Source organism: Agromyces lapidis (assembly GCF_009749405.1).
Classification (GTDB): domain Bacteria; phylum Actinomycetota; class Actinomycetes; order Actinomycetales; family Microbacteriaceae; genus Agromyces; species Agromyces lapidis.
The window spans coordinates 378,892-398,978 of record NZ_WBIQ01000002.1 but is presented as its reverse complement, the minus strand read 5'-3'; the positions used below and the strand labels follow the sequence as shown (position 1 = coordinate 398,978).

The following is a 20,087-nucleotide window of genomic DNA, read 5'->3' as shown; positions in this document are numbered from 1 at the left end:
CCTCACGAACCCGTGAGGTGCCATGCGTCTCGACCCCAGTTCAGGGGCCATTTTCGCGCTGGGGGACACCCGAATCGGCGTCGGGGGGCGAATCGCCCCTTACTTGATCGGGACCGTGACCTCGGTGTCCTGCACCTCGACCGCCAGCGGCTCGGTCGTGGTGACGTTCATCGGCGTCCAGAAGACGGTGGTGTGCGGCACGAGGTCCATCGTGCACATCTCGTCGGCGGGGCGCTCGACCAGGTCGATCGCGACCCGGTTGCCCTCGCCGGCCGGCTCGAGCACGCGGATGTCGTCGCCGACGACCGGGCACGTCGAGCTGCCCCAGATCGTCACCGCGATCTGGCCGCCCTGGCCGACCCACGCCGCCTGCGGCGCGCCGTCGACGTTCTCCTCCTCGTGACCGCCCTCTTCACCGTGCTCGACGACCGGCTCGCCCGGGAAGTTCTCGGCCGCTCGCGTGGGCGGTGCGCACGCGGCGAGGAGGAACACGGAAGCGAGGGCCGCGGCAGCGAGGCCGGCACGACGGAGACGCACGGAGGTAGCCATGCCGTAATGGTATCGGTTCGGGCGCACCCGCCACCGCCTTTCACCGGCGTCGTCGGACGCCCGGATTACGCTTGCATCATGAGCAATCTCGAGAAGGACCCGCTCGAGCTGCTCTGCCCGCCCGAAGGGCGGCAGGGCCCGGCCGTGCAGGTGCTCGCGCCGCGCGAGGTGCCGCTCGGGGGGCCGCGCGCGATGAACGTGCGGCGCACCCTCCCGCAGCGCGGGCGCACCACGATCGGCGCCTGGTGCTTCGCCGACCACTACGGGCCCGACGACGTCGCCGAATCGGGCGGCATGGTCGTGCCGCCTCATCCGCACACCGGGCTGCAGACCGTCAGCTGGCTCTTCGAGGGCGAGATCGAGCACCGCGACTCCACCGGCAGCCGCGAGCTCGTGCGCCCCGGGCAGGTGAACCTCATGACCGCCGGTCGGGGCATCTCGCACTCCGAGGTCTCCACTCCCGCCACGACCCGTCTGCACGGCGTCCAGCTCTGGGTCGCCCTCCCCGACGCCTCCCGCGACGTCGCCCCCTTCTTCGAGCACGACGAGATCGCCCCCGAGACGGTCGACGACGCCGTCGTCCACGTGTTCGCGGGCTCCTTGCCCGGCGTCGGCGACGAGGCATCCGTCACGCTCTTCAGCCCCCTCGTCGGCGCCCAGATCGACCTGCCCGCGGGCGGCGAGGCCTGGATCGACCTCGACCCCGCCTTCGAGCACGGCGTGCTCGTCGATGCGGGGCCCGTCAGGGTCACGATCGCCGCGACCGACGACGAGGTCGACGACTCCCCCGCCGACGCCGACGGGCTCACCGTCGCGGGCCACGCGGCGACGCTCGGATGGAGCGAGCTCGGGTACCTGCCGACCGGTCACGACGGCGTGCGCCTGACCGCGAACGACGGCCCGGTGCGGGTGATCCTGCTCGGCGGCGTTCCCTTCGGCGAAGAGATCGTCATGTGGTGGAACTTCATCGGCCGCGACCACGACGAGATCGCCGAGTCCCGCAGGCAGTGGCAGTCCGAGGTCATCGGCCGCGACAATCCCGACGGCCGCTTCGGTCGCGTCGACTACGAGGGTGAGCCGCTGCCCGCCCCCGAGCTGCCGACCGTCCGGCTGAAGCCCCGCGGCTGAGACCGGCCCCGAGGCATCCGGCCCTCGCCTACTGCAAGGCCGAGGTCAACCGCGCGAGGTTGTCGAGCACCGTCGCGCCGAGCGGCTGCTTCAGCCACTCGTCGAGGGTGAGCTCGCGGCTGTCGCGCCGGTAACCGTCTTCGACGGCGCGCATCTCGCGCACGAACGAGCGGCCGCGCACGAGCAGCGACACCTCCATGTTGAGCTCGAACGAGCGGATGTCCATGTTGCTCGACCCGATCACCGCGACGTCGTCGTCGATCGTGAAGTGCTTCGCGTGCAGGATGTACGGCGCCTTGTACATGTAGATCTTGACGCCCGCCCGCAGCAGCGCCTCGTAGTACGAGCGCTGCGCGTGGTAGACGAGCGCCTGGTCGCCGATCTCCGAGACGAAGAGTTCGACATGGATGCCCCGCTGGGTCGCCCCGCTGATCGCGTACAGCATCGCCTCGTCGGGCACGAAGTACGGGCTCGTGATGATGATCCGCTCCCGCGCCGCATAGAGCAGCGCGAGGAAGAGCTTGAGGTTGTTCTCGCTGCGGAACCCCGGACCGCTCGGCACGACCTGGCAGTCGAGATCCTGCGCCTCGCCGGGCTGGGTGAGCGACGCGGCGAGATCGCGCGTGGGCTCCTCGCCCGTCTCGAGGTACCAGTCGGTGGCGAAGATCGCATCGAGTCCGGCGACGATCGGGCCCTCGACCCGGGCGACGAGCTCCTTCCACTTCAGCCCGCGCCGCTGATTGCTGCGCTTGTTGTAGCTGCGGTCGATGACGTTCTGCGACCCCATGAACCCCACCTCGCCGTCGACGACGAGGATCTTGCGGTGGTTGCGCAGGTCGGGCCGCTGGTACTTGCCCTTGAGCGGCTGCACCGGGAGCATCAGCTGCCAGGGCACCCGCATCGCGTCGAGCCGCTTCAGGGTCTTGCGGTATCCGGCCGCACGGCGCGACGCGACGTGGTCGAGCAGCACCCGCACCTCGACGCCGCGGGCGACCGCATCGCCGAGCGCCTCGAAGAAGGGCTCCGTCGTGGCGTCGAGCGCGAAGATGTAGAACTCGACGTGCACGTAGCGCTTCGCATCGCCTATCGCGTCGGTCATCGCCGCGAGCGAGCCCTCGTAGTCGCCGATGAGGCTCGCACTGTTCTGGCCGATGAGCGGCATCGACCCGAGGTTGCGGTTCAGGCGCACCACGCCCTCGAACCAGCTCGGCCACGCGCTCGAGTCGCTCACGCGTTCGACGCCGTGCGTGGACTCGCGGATGTAGCGGTCGACCTCGGCCTGCTTCTCGCGGCGATGCTTCGGCAGCTTCGGATTGCCGATGAGCACGAAGAACAGCACCCCGAGGAACGGGATGAAGAAGATCGCGAGGAGCCACGCCATGCCCGCCGTCGGGCGGCGGTTGCGCGGCACCACGATCACCGCGATCACGCGGACGATGAGGTCGAGGACGAGGACGAGCGCGCCGACGACGAGCGTCGTCTGCGAGAGCCCCGGCTCCATGCCGGGCTAGGCCGTCGGCCGTTCGCGACCGAGCTTCGCGCGCTCCTCGGCTTCGATGCGCGAATACGCCTTGCGCTCGGTGCGGTCGGCGCGGATGATCGAGCGCATCACGAACCAGAAGATGAGTCCGATGAGCACGGTCGGCGCAAGCGACCAGATCGCGTTCGCCCAGTAATCGTCCATAGTGGACTCAGGATATACGGCTTCCCTGCGAGTTCCACCGGCGTGCGGGCCGTGGTCACCGCACGAGGCGCTCGCCCGCCCGGATCGGCACCGACCACCGGTTGCCCGGCACCGGCATCACGCAGACGTAGTGGTCCGAGAACGCGCACGGAGGCAGGTAGGCGCGGTTGAAGTCCACGACGGCCTCGCCGTCGACCGGCACCGGGAATCGGATGAACCGGAAGGCGTGGCTCTCCCGCCCGGCCGTCGCATCGGCGAAGGCCGCGAAGTACCAGCCGTCGTCCTCCTGCACGGTCAACGAGAAGGGCTCGCCCTCCCACTCGAGCTCGACGATCGCGTCGAAAGACAGCGTGGCGGCGTGGTCGTCGACCGATCGCGTCTCCGCCGTGGCCGCCTCACCTCGCACCCGGCCGTGGAGCCGGGCGGCCTCCGAGAACTCGAATCGCTCGATCGACGAGATGCCGCGGGCCGCGGGCGCCGCGGGATCGAGCACCCGCAGCGCGAGCGAGCCGTCGCGCTCGAACCCGCGCAGCAGCACGCCCGCCGCCTCGAGCTGCTGCCCCGGTGCGAGCCGCACGTCCTCGCCGTGCACCTCGCCTCGCACCTCGCCGTCGCTCGCACGCCAGCGGCCGGGCAGCCCCTCGAGCTCGGTGGCGTCGGCCGTGAGCCAGTGCGTCGCGGCGAGCGTCGCGAGTCCCCACTCGCCCCATACGCGCGTCTCCCGCTCGTCCATCCAGTCTTCGTGCGCCGCTCGCAGTTCCATACGGTTCCCGTCGTCCTCCGGCTTCGACGTCACATGACGTCCGTGTACATATTGTTACACCATCGAAACCTTCGGATATATAGCCTGTGCCTATGGAGCTGGAGAACGCAGGACTCATCGAGATCGATGCCCTCACCCGTGTGCTCGACGTCCACTCGCTCCGGATCCTGGTCGCGATCGACCGGACCGGGTCCATCAGCGCGGCCGCGCGCTCGCTCGGCTTCAGCCAGCCCACCATCACCCAGCACGTGCAGCGCCTCGAGTCGCGCCTCGGCACCCCGCTCGTCGCCCGCACCGCACGCTCCGCCAGCCTCACCGCGATCGGGCAGCTCCTCGCCGCCCATGCGCCCCGCATCGACGCGAGCCTGACGGCCGCCGCGACCGAGCTCGCCAGGGCCCTCGGACATCGCGTCGGCACCGTTCGCATCGCCGCCCCCGCCGAAGCCGTCGTCGGCACGATCGCCCCGGCGCTCGCGCGCATCGCGGCCGACATCCCCGGCATCGAGGTGCGCTTCGTCGAGGCGGAGACCGACGAGGCACTCGAGCTCGTGCGCTCCGGCCGGGTCGACGTCGCCGTGACCACCGGGGCCGCAGGCGCTCCTGGCGAGCGCGGGCAGCGTCTGCGTCGCGAGGGCCTCCGATCGACGTTCCTCTACGGCGAGGAGCTCATCGCCGTGCTCCCGTTCGACGAGATGCCCCAGCCCGGGGTGCGCGTCGAGGCATCCGCGCTCGCCCACCTGCCCTGGATCTTCGGCGACGGCACCCGCTCGGCGGTCGTCGCCGAGGCCGTCGGCCGTACGGGCGGCCCGGCCGACCTCGCGGTCAGCCGCCCCGACGCGGCGCTCGCGCTCGTCGCGGGAGGCGTCGGCGTCGCCTTCCTGCCCGAGAGCGCCTTCGCGGCGGCTCCGCCGGCCGGAGTGCGAGTCCTCGGGCTCAGCCCGGCGCTGAGCCTTCGCACCGTCGCCGTCACGCTCGCCGAGGCGAGCGAGATCCCCGCCGTCGCGGCGAGCCTGCGCATGCTCGCCGCGCGCCGTCCGAGCGGCTACGAGGTGGAGGCACTCGCCGACGCCCGTCGTCGCTCGAACGGTCACCGCGCGCGCTTCGCGCGTCCGATCGCCCTCGCAACACTCCCCCGATTGCAAGAGGAGGACCCCCTCATGTCCGCAACATCCCGTTCCCGCATCGCGCGCGCGGGCGCCGCCGCAGCCGGAGTGCTGCTGCTGGCCGCCTGCACGAGCGGGGCTGCAGAGTCGAGCACCGGCACCGATACCGGTGAGGAGATCGACCACATCAGCGTCGCCCTGCCGGGCTCGCTGTCGAATCTCTACGTCGGCCAGGAGGCCGGCATCCTGAACTACTACATCGCCTCGATCACCCAGGAGGGCCTCGTCTCGGTCGATGCCCAGGGTCGGGTGCAGCCGGGCCTCGCCGAATCGTGGGAGCAGACCGACGACGTCACCTACGTCTACGAACTCCGCGACGACGCCGAGTTCCAGGACGGCACGCCCGTCACCGCCGATGACGTGGTGTTCAGTCTCGAGCAGGCGCGCGACGAGACCGCCTCCCCTGGCCTCGCGTACTACCTGGCCGGCGTCGACACGATCGAGAAGACCGACGAGAACGAGGTGACGATCACGCTCACCGCGCCCGACGCCGCCTTCGCCGCCAACATGAGCTCGGGCGGCGCCGCCTTCATCACCTCGCAGGCATTCTGGGAGGAGCACGGCGGCAAGGTCGGCACGGCCGATGCGATGCTGCTCGGCACCGGGCCGTACCAGGTGACCGAGTTCGTGCCCGATTCGCACGTGCAGTTCGAGCGGGTCGACACCTGGTGGGGCGAGCTGCCCAAGGTGAAGTCGATCACCGTCGAGTTCATCCCCGACGAGTCGACCCGGCTGCTCGCCGCGCAGGCGGGCGACGTCGACATCGCCTTCAACGTGCCGCTCGCCCAGTCGACGCAGTGGGAGCAGCTGCAGACCATGCGCGTCGAGTACGTGAACGACCTGTCGTACGTCGGGCTCTACTTCAACACCTCGCTCGCGCCGTTCGACGACCCCAAGGTCCGCGAGGCCTTCGCGCACGCCGTCGACCGAGACGCCGTCGTCGAGAAGCTGCTGCGTGGGCACGGCGAGGCTGCGACCGCCATCATGACGCCCGAGTCGCTCGGCAAGGCGTACGACGCCGACGAGGCACGCGAGGTGCTCGCCGGCATCCCGCAGTACGACTTCGACCTGAGCGCGGCGAAGGAGGCGCTCGCCGCCTCCGAGCACCCCGACGGCTTCGAGGCGGAGCTGCTGACGCCCTCGACCGGCCCGCAGCTCGGCACGGCCGCGCAGTCGCTCGCCGAGAACCTCTCGTCGATCGGCATCACGCTGAACGTGCGCGAGGTTCCCATCGAGGAGTGGCTCGCGAGCCTCGACGCCTCGTCGAGCTATGGCGCCGGGATGATGTGGTACTTCTCGACGCTCGGCGACCCCGCCGAGGTGCCGAGCTACCTGCTCGGCGCCGGCAACCCCTCGGCGTACTCGAACCCCGAGATCGATGAACTGCTCGCGCAGGCCGGAACCGAGTCCGACCCGGCAGCGCGCGTCGAGCTGCTCGTGCAGGCCGAGACGCTGCAGGCCGAGGACGTCGTGAACGTGCCGCTCTGGTGGGGCCAGTCGGCCACTGCGTTCGGCAACGATCTCGGCTTCGACGACTACAGCTCGTTCGCCTTCATCTCGTCGTGGCCGACCCAGATCTACCGCACCGCGCCGTGACCGAGTCCACTCCTACGGCACGCGCACCGCGACTCCGGCCGATCGGCCGGATGCTCGCGGTGCGCGTGCTGGGCACGGCGGCGATCCTGTTCGTGCTCTCGATCATCGTCTTCTCGATGCTGCACCTCGCGCCCGGCGATCTCGTCAAGACGCTCCTCGGCACACGTCCCGCCTCGCCCGAGGCCGTCGCCGCCATCCGAGAGCAGTACCACCTCGACGACCCGCTGCCGGTGCAGTACCTGCGCTGGCTCGGCGGCGTGCTGAGCGGTGACCTCGGCGAGTCCATCCGTCTGCAGACCTCCGTCTCCGACGCGATCGCCGCGCGACTCGGACTGACGCTCGCCCTGTGCGGGCTCGCCTTCGCGATCGCACTCGCCGTCGGTGTTCCGCTCGGCGTGCAGAGCGCCGTTCGAGCCGGCGGCGTGCTCGACCGCGCCGGCACGACCCTCGGGGTCATCGGGCTCAGCGCACCCACCTTCGCGGTCGGGCTGCTGCTGCTCTACGTCTTCGCCTACTACCTGCCGATCTTCCCGGTATACGGAGGTGGACGCGGCCCGCTCGACACGCTCTACCACCTGGTTCTCCCGGCCGTCACCCTCGCGGCGGGCCTCGGCGCCATCGTGCTGAAGCTCACCCGCACGGCGATGTTGCGCGAGCTCGACGCCGACTACGTCACCTCGGCCCGCGCCCGCGGTATCCCCGAGTCGCGCACCCGCCGGCTCGCGCTCCGCAACGCCGCCATCCCGATCGTCACCGGCGCGAGCCTGCTGCTCACCTTCCTCGTCGGCGGCACCGTGCTCGCCGAGACGACCTACGCGCTCCCCGGCCTCGGCACCCTGCTGCAGGACTCGGTGCTGTTCAAGGACCTCGCCGTCGTGCAGGCGCTCACGCTGCTCGTCGCCCTCGTCATCGCCATGATCGCGCTGCTCGCCGACCTCGCCTACCTGATGCTCGATCCGCGCGTCCGCGCTCAGGGAGGTGCCGCATGACCGCCGCGCTCGGCCCCGTCGGCGTCGGCTTCCGCTCCCGCCGACGCATCCCGGTGACCATCGTCGTCTGCCTCGCGGTGCTCGCCGTCGCGCTGCTCGCCGTGCTCCTCGGACCGCTGCTCTTCCCCGACGCGACCGAGCAGGACATCCTCTCGAGTCTCATGCCCGCGGGCTCCCCCGGGCATCCCCTCGGAACCGACGAGCTCGGCCGGGACATCCTCGCCCTCACCGTCGCCGGGGCCGCGTCGGCGCTCGTCGGCCCGGTCTGCGTCGCGGTCGGCTCGATGCTCCTCGGGATCCTGCTCGGCACGCTCGCGGGGTACGAGCGCGGCCCGCTCGACTTCGCGATCAGCCGGTGGACCGACCTGCTGCTCGCGCTCCCTGTGCTGCTCGCCGCCATCGTCGTCTCGGGCGTCTTCGGCGGCGGCTACTGGACCACGGTCGCGCTGCTCATCCTGCTCTTCTCGCCGTCCGACATCCGCATCGTGCGCGCCGGCGTGCTCGAGCAGGCGGCGCGACCGTACATCGAGGCCGCGCAGATGCTCTCGCTCTCGCGCTGGCGGGTGATGTTCCGGCACATCCTGCCGAACGTCTCCTCGCTCGTCATCACGAATGCGATGCTCAACGTCGCGTTCGCGCTCGTCGCGTTCTCGTCGCTGTCGTTCCTCGGCGTCGGCGTGCCGCCGGGCACGGCCGACTGGGGCCGCCAGCTCACCGACAACCGGGCGATCATGTTCGACAACCCGGCTGCGGTGATCGTGCCGGCGGTGCTCATCATCGCGGTGGCGTGCTGCGTCAACCTGGTCGGCGACTGGCTCGGCCAGCGCCTGACCCGCTCGGGAGGTCTCGCATGACCGGCATCGACGTTGCGATCGACGGCATCGACGGCCCCACCGGGCCGATGGTCGCGGCGGTCGCCTTCGGCATCGAGCCGGGCGCCTCGCTCGCGCTCATCGGCGAGTCGGGCTCGGGCAAGACGCTCACGGCCAAGAGCCTCGTGGGCCTGCTTCCGAACGGCTTCGTCGCTCGGGGCGTGCTGCGCGTCGACGGCCGCGCGCACCCCCTCGACGCGACGGATGCCTCGTGGCGCCGCGTGCGCGGCCGCGAGGTCTCGCTCCTGCTGCAGGACCCGTTCACGAGCCTCTCGCCGGTGCACCGGTGCGGGCCCCAGATCGCGTGGACGCTGGAGGCGCAGGCGGGCCGACGGCTTCCGAAGCGCGAGCTCGACCTCGCCGTCGCGAAGCGCCTCGCCGAGGTCAACCTGCCGGCGCGGGTGGCCCGAGCGTATCCGCACGAGCTGTCGGGCGGCATGCGGCAGCGGGTCGCGATCGCCGCCGCGCTCGCGAGCGACCCCCGGCTGCTCATCGCCGACGAGCCGACGACCGCGCTCGACGCGTCCAACCAGGCCGAAATCCTCGACCTCCTCCGCGCGCTGCAGATCGAGCGCGGCATGGCCATGCTCCTGATCTCGCACGATCTCGGCCTCGTCCGCGGTCGGACGGACGACGTGCTCGTCATGCGGCACGGCGAGGTCGTCGAACGCGGCGCCACAGCGACGGTGCTCTCGTCGCCGGAGCACGCGTACACCCGCGCGCTCATCGCCGCCGACCCGGTGCTCGCCATCGAGGCCGACCGGCACGACCGGCCCGATCGGCCCGATCGGCCCGATCGGCCCGGCGATGCGCTCGGGCACGGTGCGGACATCGGGGTCTCCGGCCGCATACCGCTCATCTCGGCCACCGGCGTCGTGAAGCGCTTCGGCCTGCGCACGGTGCTCGACGGGGTGGACCTCTCGATCGCCCCCGGACAGGTCGTCGGCGTCGTCGGCGAATCGGGTTCGGGCAAGTCGACGCTGGCCCGCTGCATCGCCGGCCTCGAACGCGAGGACGGCGGGTCGATCGTCTTCGACGGTCGGCCGCTCGCGCCGGGCCGTCGCTCGCGCACGCCCGAACAGATGCAGATCGTGTTCCAGGATCCGTACTCGTCGCTCAACCCGATGATGACGATCGGGGCGATCCTGCGGGAGGCGCTCGCGGTCGGCGGTCGCCGGCCCGAGGAGGTGCCCGCCCTGCTCGAGCTCGTCGGCCTGCCCGCGGACGCAGCGGCCAAGCGACCGGCTCAGCTGTCGGGCGGGCAGCGCCAGCGCGTGGCGATCGCCCGCGCGCTCGCGCCGCGACCGCGCCTGCTGATCTGCGATGAGTCGGTCTCGGCCCTCGACGTGCAGGTGCAGGCGCAGATCCTCGACCTGCTCGGGAGGCTGCGCGACGAGCTCGACATCGCGATCCTGTTCATCTCGCACGACCTCGCCGTCGTGCGCCGCATCGCCGACACGGTGACGGTCGTCTGGCAGGGGCGCGTCGTCGAGCACGGCACGTGCGCACAGGTGCTCGACGAGCCGTCCGAGGACTACACGAAACTCTTGGTCGCGGCAGCGCGCCGCGACAGCACAGGAAGGACCACCGTCGCATGACGACCATCACCGATCCCCTGCTCGACGATGAGCTGCGAGCGGCGCTCGGCGAGATCCGCGCCGAACGATGGGGCTCGCCGCGAACGCCGTACTCGCCGCGGGTCGACGTCGTCCATCGCGACGACGGTCCCGCGGCGGCGGCCCTCACCTCTCGACGGAGTGCGACCGCCGCGGTCAAGATCGTCGATGTCTGGTGGCGCACGGAGGCGGATTCCGTGGCCGCCGCGACCCTCGTCGACGAGATCCTCGCTCGCGCGGTGGCGGCAGGTGACGCCGCCGTGAAGTGGGAGGTGCCGTTCGGCCAGGAGCTGCCGGCGTTCGCCGTCGAACAGGGCTTCGTGCCCCTTGCCGCGCCGCACCCCTCGGCACCCGGCACGCTCGGATCGCGCGGGTACGTGCGCTGGTTGCGCGACGTGCCCCATGACGAAGCGCCCTACTATGCGCAGACCACGCTCTACACCTGCGGCGCGGTGAGCGGACTGCTCGCGACCGAGGCGATCGGCGCGGCCGGCTTCGGCGATACGTCGGATGTCGCGTCGGGCGAGTCATCCGACGCCTCGGTCGACGGCCTCCCCACGCCGTCCCTCGCCGACCGCGACCTCGAGCTCGCGTTCTGGCGGCGGGCGAGCAACTACCCGGCCATCGAACCCGTCGGCCTCGGTGTGGTCATGCGCGAGACGCTGCCCGGCGAGGTCAGCGTCGAGGTGTTCCTCGACCACGACGGGCCCGTGCTGATCGAGGCGTACACCGGGTTCGAGCGCGACTTCCGGGCGGAGCTGCAGGCGGAGTCGCTGCGCCAGGCCGAGGCGGCCGGGCTGCCGGTGCGCCGCAGCCGGATCTCGATCGACGAGATCGCGCGGCGCATCGCCGGCGGCGAGCTCGCCCTGCTGCTCGTCGACGAAGCGCCGATGCACGGCGAGACGGGCCCGCACTGGGTGCTCGCGCATGCGGCGGGTGAGGGCGTCATCGTGATCGAAGACCCGTGGATCAGCTCGGACGAGGGCGAGACCTGGGTCGACTCGCACGAGCTGCCGGTCGCCCATGCCGACCTCGACCGCATGGTGGCGTGGGGCGAAGCCGGCTACCGCGGCGTCGTCTTCGTCGGGCGCCGCTGACCGCCGGCCGTGCGGCGGCGCCGGGCTCCCTGCCCGGCGCCGGTGCACGACGGATGCGCACGGCGGTTCGTCACCCCCGGGTGAGCAGACCCCAGACGCCCGAGCCGACGAGGTAGAGCCCGATCGCCCCGACCACGATCCAGATCGCGAGCCGCGTGTTCGACGGTCGCTTCGGATCCTGCTCGGGTTCGAGCTGGTCCTTCGGGAGGTAGTCGTTCATCGCCGTGACATCCGTCTCTGGTCGCTACTTGACGAGCGGGAAGAGGATCGTCTCACGGATGCCGAGACCCGTGATCGCCATGAGCAGTCGGTCGATGCCCATGCCCATGCCGCCCGACGGCGGCATGCCGAACTCGAGCGCCCGCAGGAACTCCTCGTCGAGGCGCATCGCCTCGGGGTCGCCGCCCGCGGCGAGCTTCGCCTGCTCGACGAAGCGGTCGCGCTGGATCACGGGGTCGACGAGCTCGGAGTAGCCGGTGGCGAGCTCGAATCCGCGGATGTAGAGGTCCCACTTCTCGACGACGCCGGCGATCTCGCGGTGGCCGCGCACGAGGGGCGAGGTGTCTTCGGGGAAGTCCATGACGAAGGTCGGACGCACGAGGCCGCCCTTGATGTGGTGCTCCCAGAGCTCTTCGACGAACTTGCCCGGGATCGGGTGGTCGATCTCGATCCCGGCCTCGTCGGCGAGCTCCTTCAGGCGCGACATCGGGGTCTCGGGCGTGATCTCCTCGCCGACCGCCTGCGAGAGCGAGCCGTACATCGAGATGCGGTCCCACTCGCCGCCGAGGTCGTACTCGGTGCCGTCGGCCCAGGTGACGACGTGCGAACCCGACACCGACTTCGCGGCATCCTGGATGAGCTGCTGCGTCAGGTCGGCGATCGTGTTGTAGTCGCCGTAGGCCTCGTAGGCCTCGAGCATCGCGAACTCGGGCGAGTGCGTCGAGTCGGCGCCCTCGTTGCGGAAGTTGCGGTTGATCTCGTAGACGCGCTCGATGCCGCCCACCACGGCGCGCTTGAGGTACAGCTCGGGTGCGATGCGCAGGTAGAGCTCGGTGTCGAAGGCGTTGGAGTGCGTGACGAACGGGCGGGCCGAGGCGCCGCCGTGCATGACCTGCAGCATCGGCGTCTCGACCTCGATGAAGCCGAGGCCGGTGAAGGTGGCCCGCAGGCTCGCGTTGACCTTCGCGCGGTCGATCACGTTGCGGCGCGCCTGGTCGCGGGCGATGAGGTCGAGGTAGCGCGAACGCACCCGGTTCTCTTCGCTGAGCTCGTTGTGCAGGTTCGGCAGCGGCAGGATCGCCTTCGAGGCGATGCGCCACTCGCGCACCATGATCGAGAGCTCGCCACGACGGCTCGTGATCACCTCGCCGGCGACGAAGACGTGGTCGCCGAGGTCGACGAGCTCCTTCCACGCGGCGAGCGACTCCTCGCCGACCTCGGCGAGGGAGACCATCGCCTGGATGCGGTTGCCGTCGCCCGACTGCAGGGTCGCGAAGCAGAGCTTGCCGGTGTTGCGCGAGAACACGACGCGGCCGGCGAGCCCGACGGTCTCGCCGGAGGCCTCGTCGACGCCGAGGCCGACGAAGCGGTCGCGCACCTCGGGGATCGTCGCGGTGATCGGCAGTCGCACCGGGTAGGCGCCGAGCCCGAGGTCGGATGCCTCGTCGATGAGCCGCGCGCGCTTGGCGAGCCGCACGGCCTTCTGCTCACTGATCTCTTCGGCAGTGGGTTCGGCGGGCAGGTTCGGCGTCTCGTCGGCCATGGTTCTCTCTCGTCGGCGCCCTGGCGGGCGGAATCGTGCGTGCACCAGCCTACTTGCGCGGCCGCCGCGCCAGAACTTCGGCGGTCACCACAGCGTCGGACCGCAGGCGGCGTGGTGCTCCGCAGCACCGCAGCACCGCAGCACCGCAGCACCGCAGCACCGGCGCGCCGCTACCCGAGCTCGATCACCCGGTTGTCGATGAGCCGGGTCGCACCGATGCGCGCCGCGACGAGCGCGAGCGCGGGACCTGTCGCATCGCCCGCGACCGGCAGCAGGGTCTCGGGGTCGACGATCACGAAGTAGTCGAGCTCGGCGCCGTCGTGGTCGCCGAACGCCGCCGCCGCCTCGGCGAGCGCCTCGGCGGGCCCCTCGTCGGCCGACTCGGCCGCGGCGCCGAGCGCTTCGGAGAGCGCCAGCGCCGTCGTGCGCTCGGCATCGCCGAGGAACCGGTTTCGGCTCGAGAGCGCGAGCCCGTCGTGCTCGCGCACGGTCGGCACCACCTCGATCGCGAGCGGCAGGTCGAGGTCGCGCACCATGCGGCGCACGAGGAAGACCTGCTGCGCGTCCTTCTGGCCGAACACCGCGAACTCGGGAGCGACGATGTTGAAGAGCTTCGCCACGACCGTGAGCATGCCGTCGAAGTGGCCCGGCCGCGACGCGCCCTCGTAGAGCCCGCCGACGGCGCCCGCGACGACGCGCGTCGAGCTCGGGCCGTCGGGATACATCTCGGCGGCCGACGGAGCGAACACGAGCTCGACGCCCAGCGTGGCGAGGGCGTCGACGTCGGCGTCGAGCGTGCGCGGGTAGCGATCGAGGTCTTCGGCGGGCCCGAACTGCAGCGGGTTCACGAAGATCGACACGACGACGACGTCGGCGAGCTCGCGCGCGCGGCGCACGAGGGCGAAGTGGCCGTCGTGCAGCGCCCCCATGGTCGGCACGAGCGCGATGGACGCCCCGGCCGCCCGCCGCCCCGCGAGGAGCCCCCGGAGTTCGGCGATCGTCGTCACGACCCGGGTGCCGGCGGTCGGCTCGACCACGATCCCGCTCACGAGCCACCTCCCAGCGGCCGGTCGAATCCGGCCTCGTCGATCGTACCGGCCCCCTCGGGCAACGGCCCGGTGTCGTGCCGGGCGAGCGCGTTCTCGACGGCGCTGCGCGCGAGCGAGGCGAGCACCGCACCGGGGCGCGGGACGCCGAGACCGGCGAGCTGGGCGCTCGCCTGATCGACGATCGCGCTCGAGAAGGAGACGACGGTGTCGACGGCCTCGCCGTAGGCGGCCCGGTCGCCCTCGGCCACGATGAACGGCTCGCCGCCCATCTCGACGACGAGCGCCTGGCCGATCGGCAGGACGGGCGCAGGCGCGCTCACGGCGAACCACGTGCCGGGAAGTCGCGCGAGGTCGAGGCTCGTGCCGGTGAAGGTCATCGCCGGGTGTACGGCGAGCGGGATCACGCCCGATCGTCGGGCGGGGTCGAGCACGCCCGTGCCGAACTTCGCAGAGGTGTGCAGCACGAGCTGCCCCGGCTGCCAGACCCCGGCATCGGCGAGCCCCGAGACGAGCGCCTCGAGCTCGTCGTCGGGCACGGCCAGCAGCACGAGCTCGCTGCGCTCGACGATCTCGGGCACCGCGAGCACCGGCACGCCCGGCAGCATGACCGAGGCGCGTTCGCGGCTCGACTCCGAGACGGCGGCGACCCCGGTGAGGGCGTGGCCCGCACCGCCGAGGGCGGCGGCGAGCACGGCGCCCACCCGGCCCGCGCCGATCGTGCCGACGCCGAGTCGGCCTGCGCGCTCAGCGGGCATGATCGGCGCCCGTCTCGTCGGGCGCCGCCGTCGGGGCGGCAGCGGGCTCGGGCGTCGGGGATGCCTCGGGGCGCACGGGTTCGACGGCGCCCCAGTGGTGCGTGGTGTCGATCGCGGCACGGTCGACCGCCTCTTCGGCGAGGCGCTCGAACAGCCGCTCGGCCTCGTCGCGGTCGACGACCGGCAGCACCGCGCTCACGGGGCCGGTGACGGTGTGCAGCCGGATGCCGGCGAGCCGGAGCCATCGGTCGATCGGGCCGACCGAGATCGCCACCGACTGCATCCGCGCGAGCGGCACGAGGGTGAGGCTGCGCACCAGCGCGCCCCGTCGGATGAGTGCGACCCCGGACGTCGCCGCCCAGCCGATGCGGCGCCACGAGAACGGGCGCAGCCAGGCGCCGCGGCGCGGCGTGAGCGAGAAGCCGCCCGCACCGCCGCGGCCCGTGAGACCGGCTGCGGCGAGCGGCTCGAGGTCGGCTGCGGCATCGGGGATCAGCAGTGCGAGCACCCGCTGCACGTCAGCCGCCGTGCCGACGGGCAGCACCGTGGTGCGCTGCGCCGCCTCGTTCGAGGCGCTCACCGAGTGGCCGGCGACGTTGATGCGGATCGACCACCAGCCGAAGGGCCGCCAGAAGATCCACTGCGTCGCCTCGACCGCGTGGATGCGGCCCGGCGGAATGGTCTGGTTGCCGGTCGAGAGCAGCCCGTGGCCGATGCGGACCCCGTCGGGCGTGCCCGCGATCGAGTAGCGCAGCGACTTCGTGATGCGCGACCACATGTAGCTCACCAGACCGATCGCCGCGGGCACGAAGCTGAACAGCACCCAGGCCTGACCGGTGGTGACGCCGATCACGATGATCGCGACCAGGATGATCGCCCAGATCGTCGAACCGCCGAGCAGGGTCGACCCGATCACCCGGCCGAACGGCAGGTGCACGACCGACTCGGGCGGGGCGAGATCGGGGTCGAGCTCTGGGGCGAGGAACTCGTCGACGCGCTGACCGACGAGGGCCCCGGCGCGCGCGGCCGCCGCAACGCGGGCCGGCGCGGTCTCGCTCGCCGACGGGGCCGTCGCGACGTCTGCTGCGTCGACTGCCGCGGGAAGCGGCGCACCGTTGCTGAGCGACGCTTCAGTGCCGGCGGCCACCGGCACGCCGTTCGTCGCCGCCGTCTCACCGCGTGCCGCCGCCCGCTCGGCGCGCGCGCCCGAGGCGAGCCGGAGCACGTCGGCGCGCAGCCGGTCGGCGAGGGCGGAACCGAGGTACGCCAACTGCACGTTCGCCGACTGTCCGGCGACCGAGACCTCGAGCTTCGCGGTGCCGAAGAGGCGGGCGAAGAGGGGTCGGTTGACGTTGATGCCCTGGATGCGGTCGAGGCGGGCGCTGCGGTGCGAGCGGAAGAGGATGCCGCTGCGCACCTCGACCGCCTCGGGCGTCACCCGGAAGGTGTGCATGCGCCACGACAGCCAGAACGCCGCGATGACCACGATGAGCACCGCAACGACGCCGAGCAGCGCCCACCCGACGAGGCCGTGGTTCACGATGCCGCCGATCGGGTCGTTCGCCCAGTCGTCCTGGCCGGAACCGTATCGATCGCCGAAGGCGTCGCGGGTGGACGGCGCGAACACCGTGAGGAAGAAGTCGACCACCCGCTCGCGCAGGTTCGCGATCACGAAGCCGAGCACCGCGATGAACACGAGCCCGCCTCGCAGCAAGGGGCTCGCCGGGTGCAGTCGATGCCACTCGCCGTCGGCGAGCGACTGCACCGGTGCCGGACGGACCGGTGCGCTCACAGCCCCGCCCGACGGGTCTCGGCCAGGGCGACGAGCTCGTCGCGGAGCCGGTCGGCCTCCTCCATCGGCAGCCCGGGCACGGTGACCGCGGTCGCCGCCGCCGCCGTGACGAACTTGAGGTCGGCGAGGCCGAGCGCGCGCGCGACGGGGCCGCGAGTGATGTCGACGAGCTGCATGCGGCCGTAGGGCACGGCCACCTGTCGCTGGAACATGATCCCGCGGCGGAAGACGAGATCGTCGGCGCGAAGCCGGTACTGGATCGAGCGCACCCGACGCGGCTCGAACGCGATGCCGATGAGCGAGAGCACGCCGATCGCGACGGCCGCCCACAGCGCCCACTGCTGGTGCCAGAGGAAGTGCACCACGAGCGCGGCACCGACGAAGACCACCATGCCGATGAGCGAGCCGACCACTTCGACCACGATGTACTTCGGGGAGACCCGTCGCCACTCGTCGGAGCGGCCCGTCTCGGCCGGCCCGGCGGCGATGCCGTCGTGCTCGGTCGGGGCGGCGTGCTCGGCCGCGTCGTGCTCAGGCATGTGCGTGCTCTTCCTTCTCGTTCTCGGGGTCGTCGGGCGGCAGCGTGCAGCACCACTCGGCGACGAGCCCGCCGACGAGCAGCAGCGCCGCGCCGATGGCGGTCGCGAACGCCAGCCACACCGTTCCGGCGGGCGGCATGACGCTGCGGGTCAGCAGGAACAGCCCGATGCCGAGACCCACGCCGAGCACGAGCGCCCCGCTGAGGCTGCAGGCCTTCGCGAGCACCGCGACCCGCATCGCGCGGAAGGGATCGAGGTGCTTCGTGGCCTTGCCCTTCACCGCACGCCGGATGGGCCAGGCGAGCAGCACGACGATCGCCGCCACGCCCACGAGGGTGATCGGCAGCGAGAGCGGCGGCACCAGCGCCTTCGCGCCGGTGTTCACGATCGCGAGGTCGCCGAGGTAGCCGATGACGAGCCCGCCGAGCACGAAGGCGAGCAGCGTCGAGAAGTGCGTGCGCTTCATCGCCTGACCACCTCGTCGGATGCCTCGGCGCGGAGCGCCGCCACCGGGCCCCGCCCGGGCAGCACGGCATCGGGTTCGAGGTCGAGCCAGGGCGCGAGCACGAAGGCGCGCTGCCATGCCCGAGGGTGGGGCAGCTCGAGTCGCGCGTCGGCGAGCTCGCGCCCGTCGACGTCGATGAGGTCGAGGTCGAGGGTGCGATCGCCCCAGCGCTCGGCGCGCACCCGGCCCTGCGCCGTCTCGATGCCCTGCAGCACGTCGAGCAGCGCGTGCGGCTCGAGCGCGGTCTCGACGATGAGCACCCCGTTGAGGTATCCGGGAGCGTCGTGATCGACCCCGGTCGTCTTCAGCGCCGGCGTCTCGTAGAGCGGCGAGACGGCGAGGAGCTCGACGCCGTCGGCGTCGGCCAGTGCTCGTGCGGCGGCGGCGATCGTCTGCTCGCGGTCGCCGAGGTTCGCGCCGAAGGCGATGACGGCCCGGCTCATGCCCGGCGCCTGACGATCGTGACCGAGACATCCGCGAAGGGCACGGTGATGGGCGCCTGCGGCTTGTGCACCGTGACCTCGACCTCGTCGGCCGCGTCGAACGAGAGCGCCACGGCGGCGACCCGCTCGGCGACGGTCTCGATGAGGTCGACGGGGTCGCGCTCGACCGCGGCCACGACCTGTTCGGCGAGTTCACCGTAGTGCACGGTGCGGGCGAGGTCGTCGCCCGAGGCTGCGGCGGCGAGGTCGACGGCGACGACGACGTCGATCACGAACTCCTGCCCCTCGGCGCGTTCGAAGTCGAACACGCCGTGGTGGGCGCGCACGCGCAGCCCGGTCAGGGTGATGCGGTCGCCCCGCCGAAGTTCCCGCTGCTCAGCCACGTCGTCCACTCTGCCACGCCCCGAGGACGTCGAGGGCGCGCCGGGTGCCGACGACGTCGTGCACGCGCACCCCCCACGCACCGGCCTGCGCCGAGAGCACGCTCACGACGGCGGTCGGCAGGTCGCGTTCGGCGATGGATGCCCCGTCGGGCAGCAGCGCGCCGAGGAACCGCTTGCGCGACGCGCCGACGAGGATCGGCAGCCCGAGCCCGCCGAGCACGTCGAGCCGGCCGAGCAGCTGCCAGTTCTGCTCGCCGCGCTTGGAGAACCCGAGGCCGGGGTCGAGGATGAGCCGGTCGGCGGCGATGCCGGCGCCCAGCAGCGCCTCGACCCGTGCGGCGAGCTCGTCGCGCACCTCGGTCGCCACGTCGTCGTACTCGGCGAGCTGGTCCATGCGGTCGGAGTGGCCCCGCCAGTGCATCGCGACGTAGTGCGCGCCCGTCTCGGCCGCGACCCGCGCCATCTCGGCGTCGGCGAGTCCGGCGGAGACGTCGTTGATGATCTCGGCGCCGGCCTCGACCGCGGCGCGCGCGGTCGCCGCGCGCATCGTGTCGACGCTGACCCGGATGCCCCGGCCGACGAGCTCGCGGATCACCGGGACCACGCGGCGCAGCTCCTCCTCGGGTTCGACGCGGGCGGCACCCGGCCGCGTCGACTCCCCGCCGACATCGACGAGGTCGGCGCCCTGCGCGACGAGTTCGACCCCGTGGGCGATGGCCGCCTCTGCGTCGAACCATCGGCCGCCGTCGCTGAAGGAGTCGGGGGTGACGTTGACGACGCCCATGACGAGCGTCGACGGCGCCTCAGGCATCGCGCACTCCGATGAGGGCGATGATCTCGGCGCGGCCGGCCGGTTCGGCGAGCGCGCCGCGGCTCGCGATGGTCACGGTCGAGCTGCGCTCCTGCCGGGAGCCGCGGGTCGTGACGCAGCGGTGCTGCGCGTCGAGCACCACGAGCACGCCCTTCGGCTCGAGGCCGGTCACGAGCGCATCGGCGATCTCCTCGGCGAGGCGCTCCTGCAGCTGCGGCCGGCGGGCCAGCGTGTCGACGACGGCGGGGATGCGGCCGAGGCCGACGACCCGGTCGCCGGGCAGGTAGGCCACGTGGGCCGTGCCCACGAACGGCAGCAGGTGGTGCTCGCAGACCGAGCGGAACGCGAGGTCGCGCAGGATCACCGCGTCGGACGTCGCGGGCACCCCGGCTTCGGTCGAGCCGAGGGGCACGGTGTCGGCGAGGTGGCTCAGCGGGTCGACGTCGAGCCCGCCGAAGAAGTCGGCGTACGCCTCGGCGACCCGCTGCGGGGTGCGCTCGAGCCCGGGACGCGCGGGATCCTCCCCGATCGCGAGGAGGATCTCGAGCACGGCCCGCTCGATGCGTTCGGCATCCACTCCGGCCATGTCAG

21 protein-coding genes are annotated in these 20,087 nt (G+C 72.0%); 6 read left to right on the top strand and 15 right to left on the bottom strand.

Annotated features, from left to right (window positions below; translation table 11 throughout):
- Nucleotides 1-99 precede the first annotated feature (99 nt).
- Nucleotides 100-549, bottom strand: a complete 450-nt coding sequence (locus GQQ93_RS05135) for a hypothetical protein (RefSeq protein ID WP_157423156.1) — start codon at nucleotides 547-549, stop codon at nucleotides 100-102.
- Between the two features lie 78 nt (nucleotides 550-627).
- On the opposite strand from GQQ93_RS05135, the gene GQQ93_RS05130 reads away from it, so the two are divergent.
- Nucleotides 628-1,677 (top strand): pirin family protein, encoded by a 1,050-nt coding sequence (locus GQQ93_RS05130; protein ID WP_157423155.1) that lies wholly within the window; start codon nucleotides 628-630, stop codon nucleotides 1,675-1,677.
- A 28-nt stretch (nucleotides 1,678-1,705) separates the two neighbouring features.
- Here GQQ93_RS05130 and cls read toward each other — a convergent pair whose 3' ends face one another.
- Genes cls through GQQ93_RS05120 form a run of 3 tightly spaced genes read right to left on the bottom strand, consistent with a single transcriptional unit; the run spans nucleotide 1,706 to nucleotide 4,124 of the window.
- Complete coding sequence (gene cls, locus GQQ93_RS05125; protein WP_157423154.1) at nucleotides 1,706-3,178, bottom strand: cardiolipin synthase; 1,473 nt, start codon at nucleotides 3,176-3,178, stop codon at nucleotides 1,706-1,708.
- 6 nt (nucleotides 3,179-3,184) lie between these two features.
- Nucleotides 3,185-3,361, bottom strand: coding sequence for a hypothetical protein (locus tag GQQ93_RS17840; protein ID WP_170296129.1), 177 nt, complete (start codon nucleotides 3,359-3,361; stop codon nucleotides 3,185-3,187).
- 55 nt (nucleotides 3,362-3,416) lie between these two features.
- The gene (locus tag GQQ93_RS05120; protein WP_157423153.1) at nucleotides 3,417-4,124 is read right to left on the bottom strand and encodes a DUF1684 domain-containing protein; all 708 of its coding nucleotides are present in this window, start codon (nucleotides 4,122-4,124) and stop codon (nucleotides 3,417-3,419) included.
- Between the two features lie 92 nt (nucleotides 4,125-4,216).
- Here GQQ93_RS05120 and GQQ93_RS05115 point away from each other — a divergent pair, with 92 nt between their 5' ends.
- From GQQ93_RS05115 to GQQ93_RS05095, 5 genes are read left to right on the top strand one after another with little or no spacing between them, the layout of a single operon-like run.
- A complete protein-coding gene (locus GQQ93_RS05115) occupies nucleotides 4,217-6,883 on the top strand; it encodes an ABC transporter substrate-binding protein (protein WP_170296128.1) in 2,667 nt (888 codons plus the stop codon).
- Nucleotides 6,880-7,872, top strand: a complete 993-nt coding sequence (locus tag GQQ93_RS05110; RefSeq protein ID WP_246192092.1) for an ABC transporter permease — start codon at nucleotides 6,880-6,882, stop codon at nucleotides 7,870-7,872. The genes GQQ93_RS05115 and GQQ93_RS05110 overlap by 4 nt, the downstream gene beginning before the upstream one ends.
- Complete coding sequence (locus GQQ93_RS05105) at nucleotides 7,869-8,726, top strand: ABC transporter permease (RefSeq protein ID WP_157423152.1); 858 nt, start codon at nucleotides 7,869-7,871, stop codon at nucleotides 8,724-8,726. The genes GQQ93_RS05110 and GQQ93_RS05105 overlap by 4 nt, the downstream gene beginning before the upstream one ends.
- A complete protein-coding gene (locus GQQ93_RS05100; RefSeq protein WP_157423151.1) occupies nucleotides 8,723-10,342 on the top strand; it encodes an ATP-binding cassette domain-containing protein in 1,620 nt (539 codons plus the stop codon). Before GQQ93_RS05105 ends, GQQ93_RS05100 begins: the two co-directional genes overlap by 4 nt.
- The gene (locus tag GQQ93_RS05095; RefSeq protein WP_157423150.1) at nucleotides 10,339-11,457 is read left to right on the top strand and encodes a peptidase C39 family protein; all 1,119 of its coding nucleotides are present in this window, start codon (nucleotides 10,339-10,341) and stop codon (nucleotides 11,455-11,457) included. Before GQQ93_RS05100 ends, GQQ93_RS05095 begins: the two co-directional genes overlap by 4 nt.
- Nucleotides 11,458-11,527: 70 nt before the next feature.
- Here the strand turns inward: GQQ93_RS05095 and GQQ93_RS05090 are convergent, their stop codons facing one another.
- The 11 genes from GQQ93_RS05090 to folE all read right to left on the bottom strand — a co-directional run bounded on the left by GQQ93_RS05090 (nucleotide 11,528) and on the right by folE (nucleotide 20,082).
- Complete coding sequence (locus GQQ93_RS05090) at nucleotides 11,528-11,677, bottom strand: hypothetical protein (RefSeq protein ID WP_157423149.1); 150 nt, start codon at nucleotides 11,675-11,677, stop codon at nucleotides 11,528-11,530.
- 24 nt (nucleotides 11,678-11,701) lie between these two features.
- Nucleotides 11,702-13,219, bottom strand: coding sequence for a lysine--tRNA ligase (lysS, locus tag GQQ93_RS05085; RefSeq protein ID WP_157423148.1), 1,518 nt, complete (start codon nucleotides 13,217-13,219; stop codon nucleotides 11,702-11,704).
- A gap of 170 nt (nucleotides 13,220-13,389) precedes the next feature.
- Nucleotides 13,390-14,268, bottom strand: a complete 879-nt coding sequence (panC, locus tag GQQ93_RS05080; RefSeq protein ID WP_246192090.1) for a pantoate--beta-alanine ligase — start codon at nucleotides 14,266-14,268, stop codon at nucleotides 13,390-13,392.
- The gene (locus GQQ93_RS05075; RefSeq protein WP_157423147.1) at nucleotides 14,265-15,023 is read right to left on the bottom strand and encodes a Rossmann-like and DUF2520 domain-containing protein; all 759 of its coding nucleotides are present in this window, start codon (nucleotides 15,021-15,023) and stop codon (nucleotides 14,265-14,267) included. Before GQQ93_RS05075 ends, panC begins: the two co-directional genes overlap by 4 nt.
- A complete protein-coding gene (locus GQQ93_RS05070; protein WP_157423146.1) occupies nucleotides 15,013-16,815 on the bottom strand; it encodes a PH domain-containing protein in 1,803 nt (600 codons plus the stop codon). Before GQQ93_RS05070 ends, GQQ93_RS05075 begins: the two co-directional genes overlap by 11 nt.
- Nucleotides 16,812-17,354 (bottom strand): PH domain-containing protein, encoded by a 543-nt coding sequence (locus GQQ93_RS05065; RefSeq protein ID WP_157423145.1) that lies wholly within the window; start codon nucleotides 17,352-17,354, stop codon nucleotides 16,812-16,814. Before GQQ93_RS05065 ends, GQQ93_RS05070 begins: the two co-directional genes overlap by 4 nt.
- A complete protein-coding gene (locus tag GQQ93_RS05060; RefSeq protein WP_157423144.1) occupies nucleotides 17,347-17,820 on the bottom strand; it encodes a DUF3180 domain-containing protein in 474 nt (157 codons plus the stop codon). The genes GQQ93_RS05065 and GQQ93_RS05060 overlap by 8 nt, the downstream gene beginning before the upstream one ends.
- Nucleotides 17,817-18,302 carry a 2-amino-4-hydroxy-6-hydroxymethyldihydropteridine diphosphokinase gene (folK, locus tag GQQ93_RS05055; protein ID WP_157423143.1) on the bottom strand — a complete coding sequence of 162 codons (486 nt, stop codon included), beginning with the start codon at nucleotides 18,300-18,302 and terminating at the stop codon, nucleotides 17,817-17,819. Before folK ends, GQQ93_RS05060 begins: the two co-directional genes overlap by 4 nt.
- On the bottom strand, nucleotides 18,299-18,685 hold the full coding sequence (folB, locus tag GQQ93_RS05050; protein WP_157423142.1) for a dihydroneopterin aldolase: 387 nt from the start codon (nucleotides 18,683-18,685) through the stop codon (nucleotides 18,299-18,301). Before folB ends, folK begins: the two co-directional genes overlap by 4 nt.
- Nucleotides 18,678-19,496, bottom strand: a complete 819-nt coding sequence (gene folP, locus GQQ93_RS05045) for a dihydropteroate synthase (protein WP_212277257.1) — start codon at nucleotides 19,494-19,496, stop codon at nucleotides 18,678-18,680. Before folP ends, folB begins: the two co-directional genes overlap by 8 nt.
- Nucleotides 19,489-20,082, bottom strand: a complete 594-nt coding sequence (gene folE, locus GQQ93_RS05040) for a GTP cyclohydrolase I (RefSeq protein WP_157423141.1) — start codon at nucleotides 20,080-20,082, stop codon at nucleotides 19,489-19,491. The genes folP and folE overlap by 8 nt, the downstream gene beginning before the upstream one ends.
- Between the last annotated feature and the right edge of the window lie 5 nt (nucleotides 20,083-20,087).

Bases quoted from the DNA above. Each gene is read 5' to 3' on its own strand.
- GQQ93_RS05135 (WP_157423156.1), bottom strand. From the start codon at position 549: ATGGCTACCTCCGTGCGTCTCCGTCGTGCCGGCCTCGCTGCCGCGGCC.
- GQQ93_RS05130 (WP_157423155.1), top strand. From the start codon at position 628: ATGAGCAATCTCGAGAAGGACCCGCTCGAGCTGCTCTGCCCGCCCGAA.
- cls (WP_157423154.1), bottom strand. From the start codon at position 3,178: ATGGAGCCGGGGCTCTCGCAGACGACGCTCGTCGTCGGCGCGCTCGTC.
- GQQ93_RS17840 (WP_170296129.1), bottom strand. From the start codon at position 3,361: ATGGACGATTACTGGGCGAACGCGATCTGGTCGCTTGCGCCGACCGTG.
- GQQ93_RS05120 (WP_157423153.1), bottom strand. From the start codon at position 4,124: ATGGAACTGCGAGCGGCGCACGAAGACTGGATGGACGAGCGGGAGACG.
- GQQ93_RS05115 (WP_170296128.1), top strand. From the start codon at position 4,217: ATGGAGCTGGAGAACGCAGGACTCATCGAGATCGATGCCCTCACCCGT.
- GQQ93_RS05105 (WP_157423152.1), top strand. From the start codon at position 7,869: ATGACCGCCGCGCTCGGCCCCGTCGGCGTCGGCTTCCGCTCCCGCCGA.
- GQQ93_RS05100 (WP_157423151.1), top strand. From the start codon at position 8,723: ATGACCGGCATCGACGTTGCGATCGACGGCATCGACGGCCCCACCGGG.
- GQQ93_RS05095 (WP_157423150.1), top strand. From the start codon at position 10,339: ATGACGACCATCACCGATCCCCTGCTCGACGATGAGCTGCGAGCGGCG.
- GQQ93_RS05090 (WP_157423149.1), bottom strand. From the start codon at position 11,677: ATGAACGACTACCTCCCGAAGGACCAGCTCGAACCCGAGCAGGATCCG.
- lysS (WP_157423148.1), bottom strand. From the start codon at position 13,219: ATGGCCGACGAGACGCCGAACCTGCCCGCCGAACCCACTGCCGAAGAG.
- GQQ93_RS05075 (WP_157423147.1), bottom strand. From the start codon at position 15,023: ATGCCCGCTGAGCGCGCAGGCCGACTCGGCGTCGGCACGATCGGCGCG.
- GQQ93_RS05065 (WP_157423145.1), bottom strand. From the start codon at position 17,354: ATGCCTGAGCACGACGCGGCCGAGCACGCCGCCCCGACCGAGCACGAC.
- GQQ93_RS05060 (WP_157423144.1), bottom strand. From the start codon at position 17,820: ATGAAGCGCACGCACTTCTCGACGCTGCTCGCCTTCGTGCTCGGCGGG.
- folK (WP_157423143.1), bottom strand. From the start codon at position 18,302: ATGAGCCGGGCCGTCATCGCCTTCGGCGCGAACCTCGGCGACCGCGAG.
- folP (WP_212277257.1), bottom strand. From the start codon at position 19,496: ATGCCTGAGGCGCCGTCGACGCTCGTCATGGGCGTCGTCAACGTCACC.
- folE (WP_157423141.1), bottom strand. From the start codon at position 20,082: ATGGCCGGAGTGGATGCCGAACGCATCGAGCGGGCCGTGCTCGAGATC.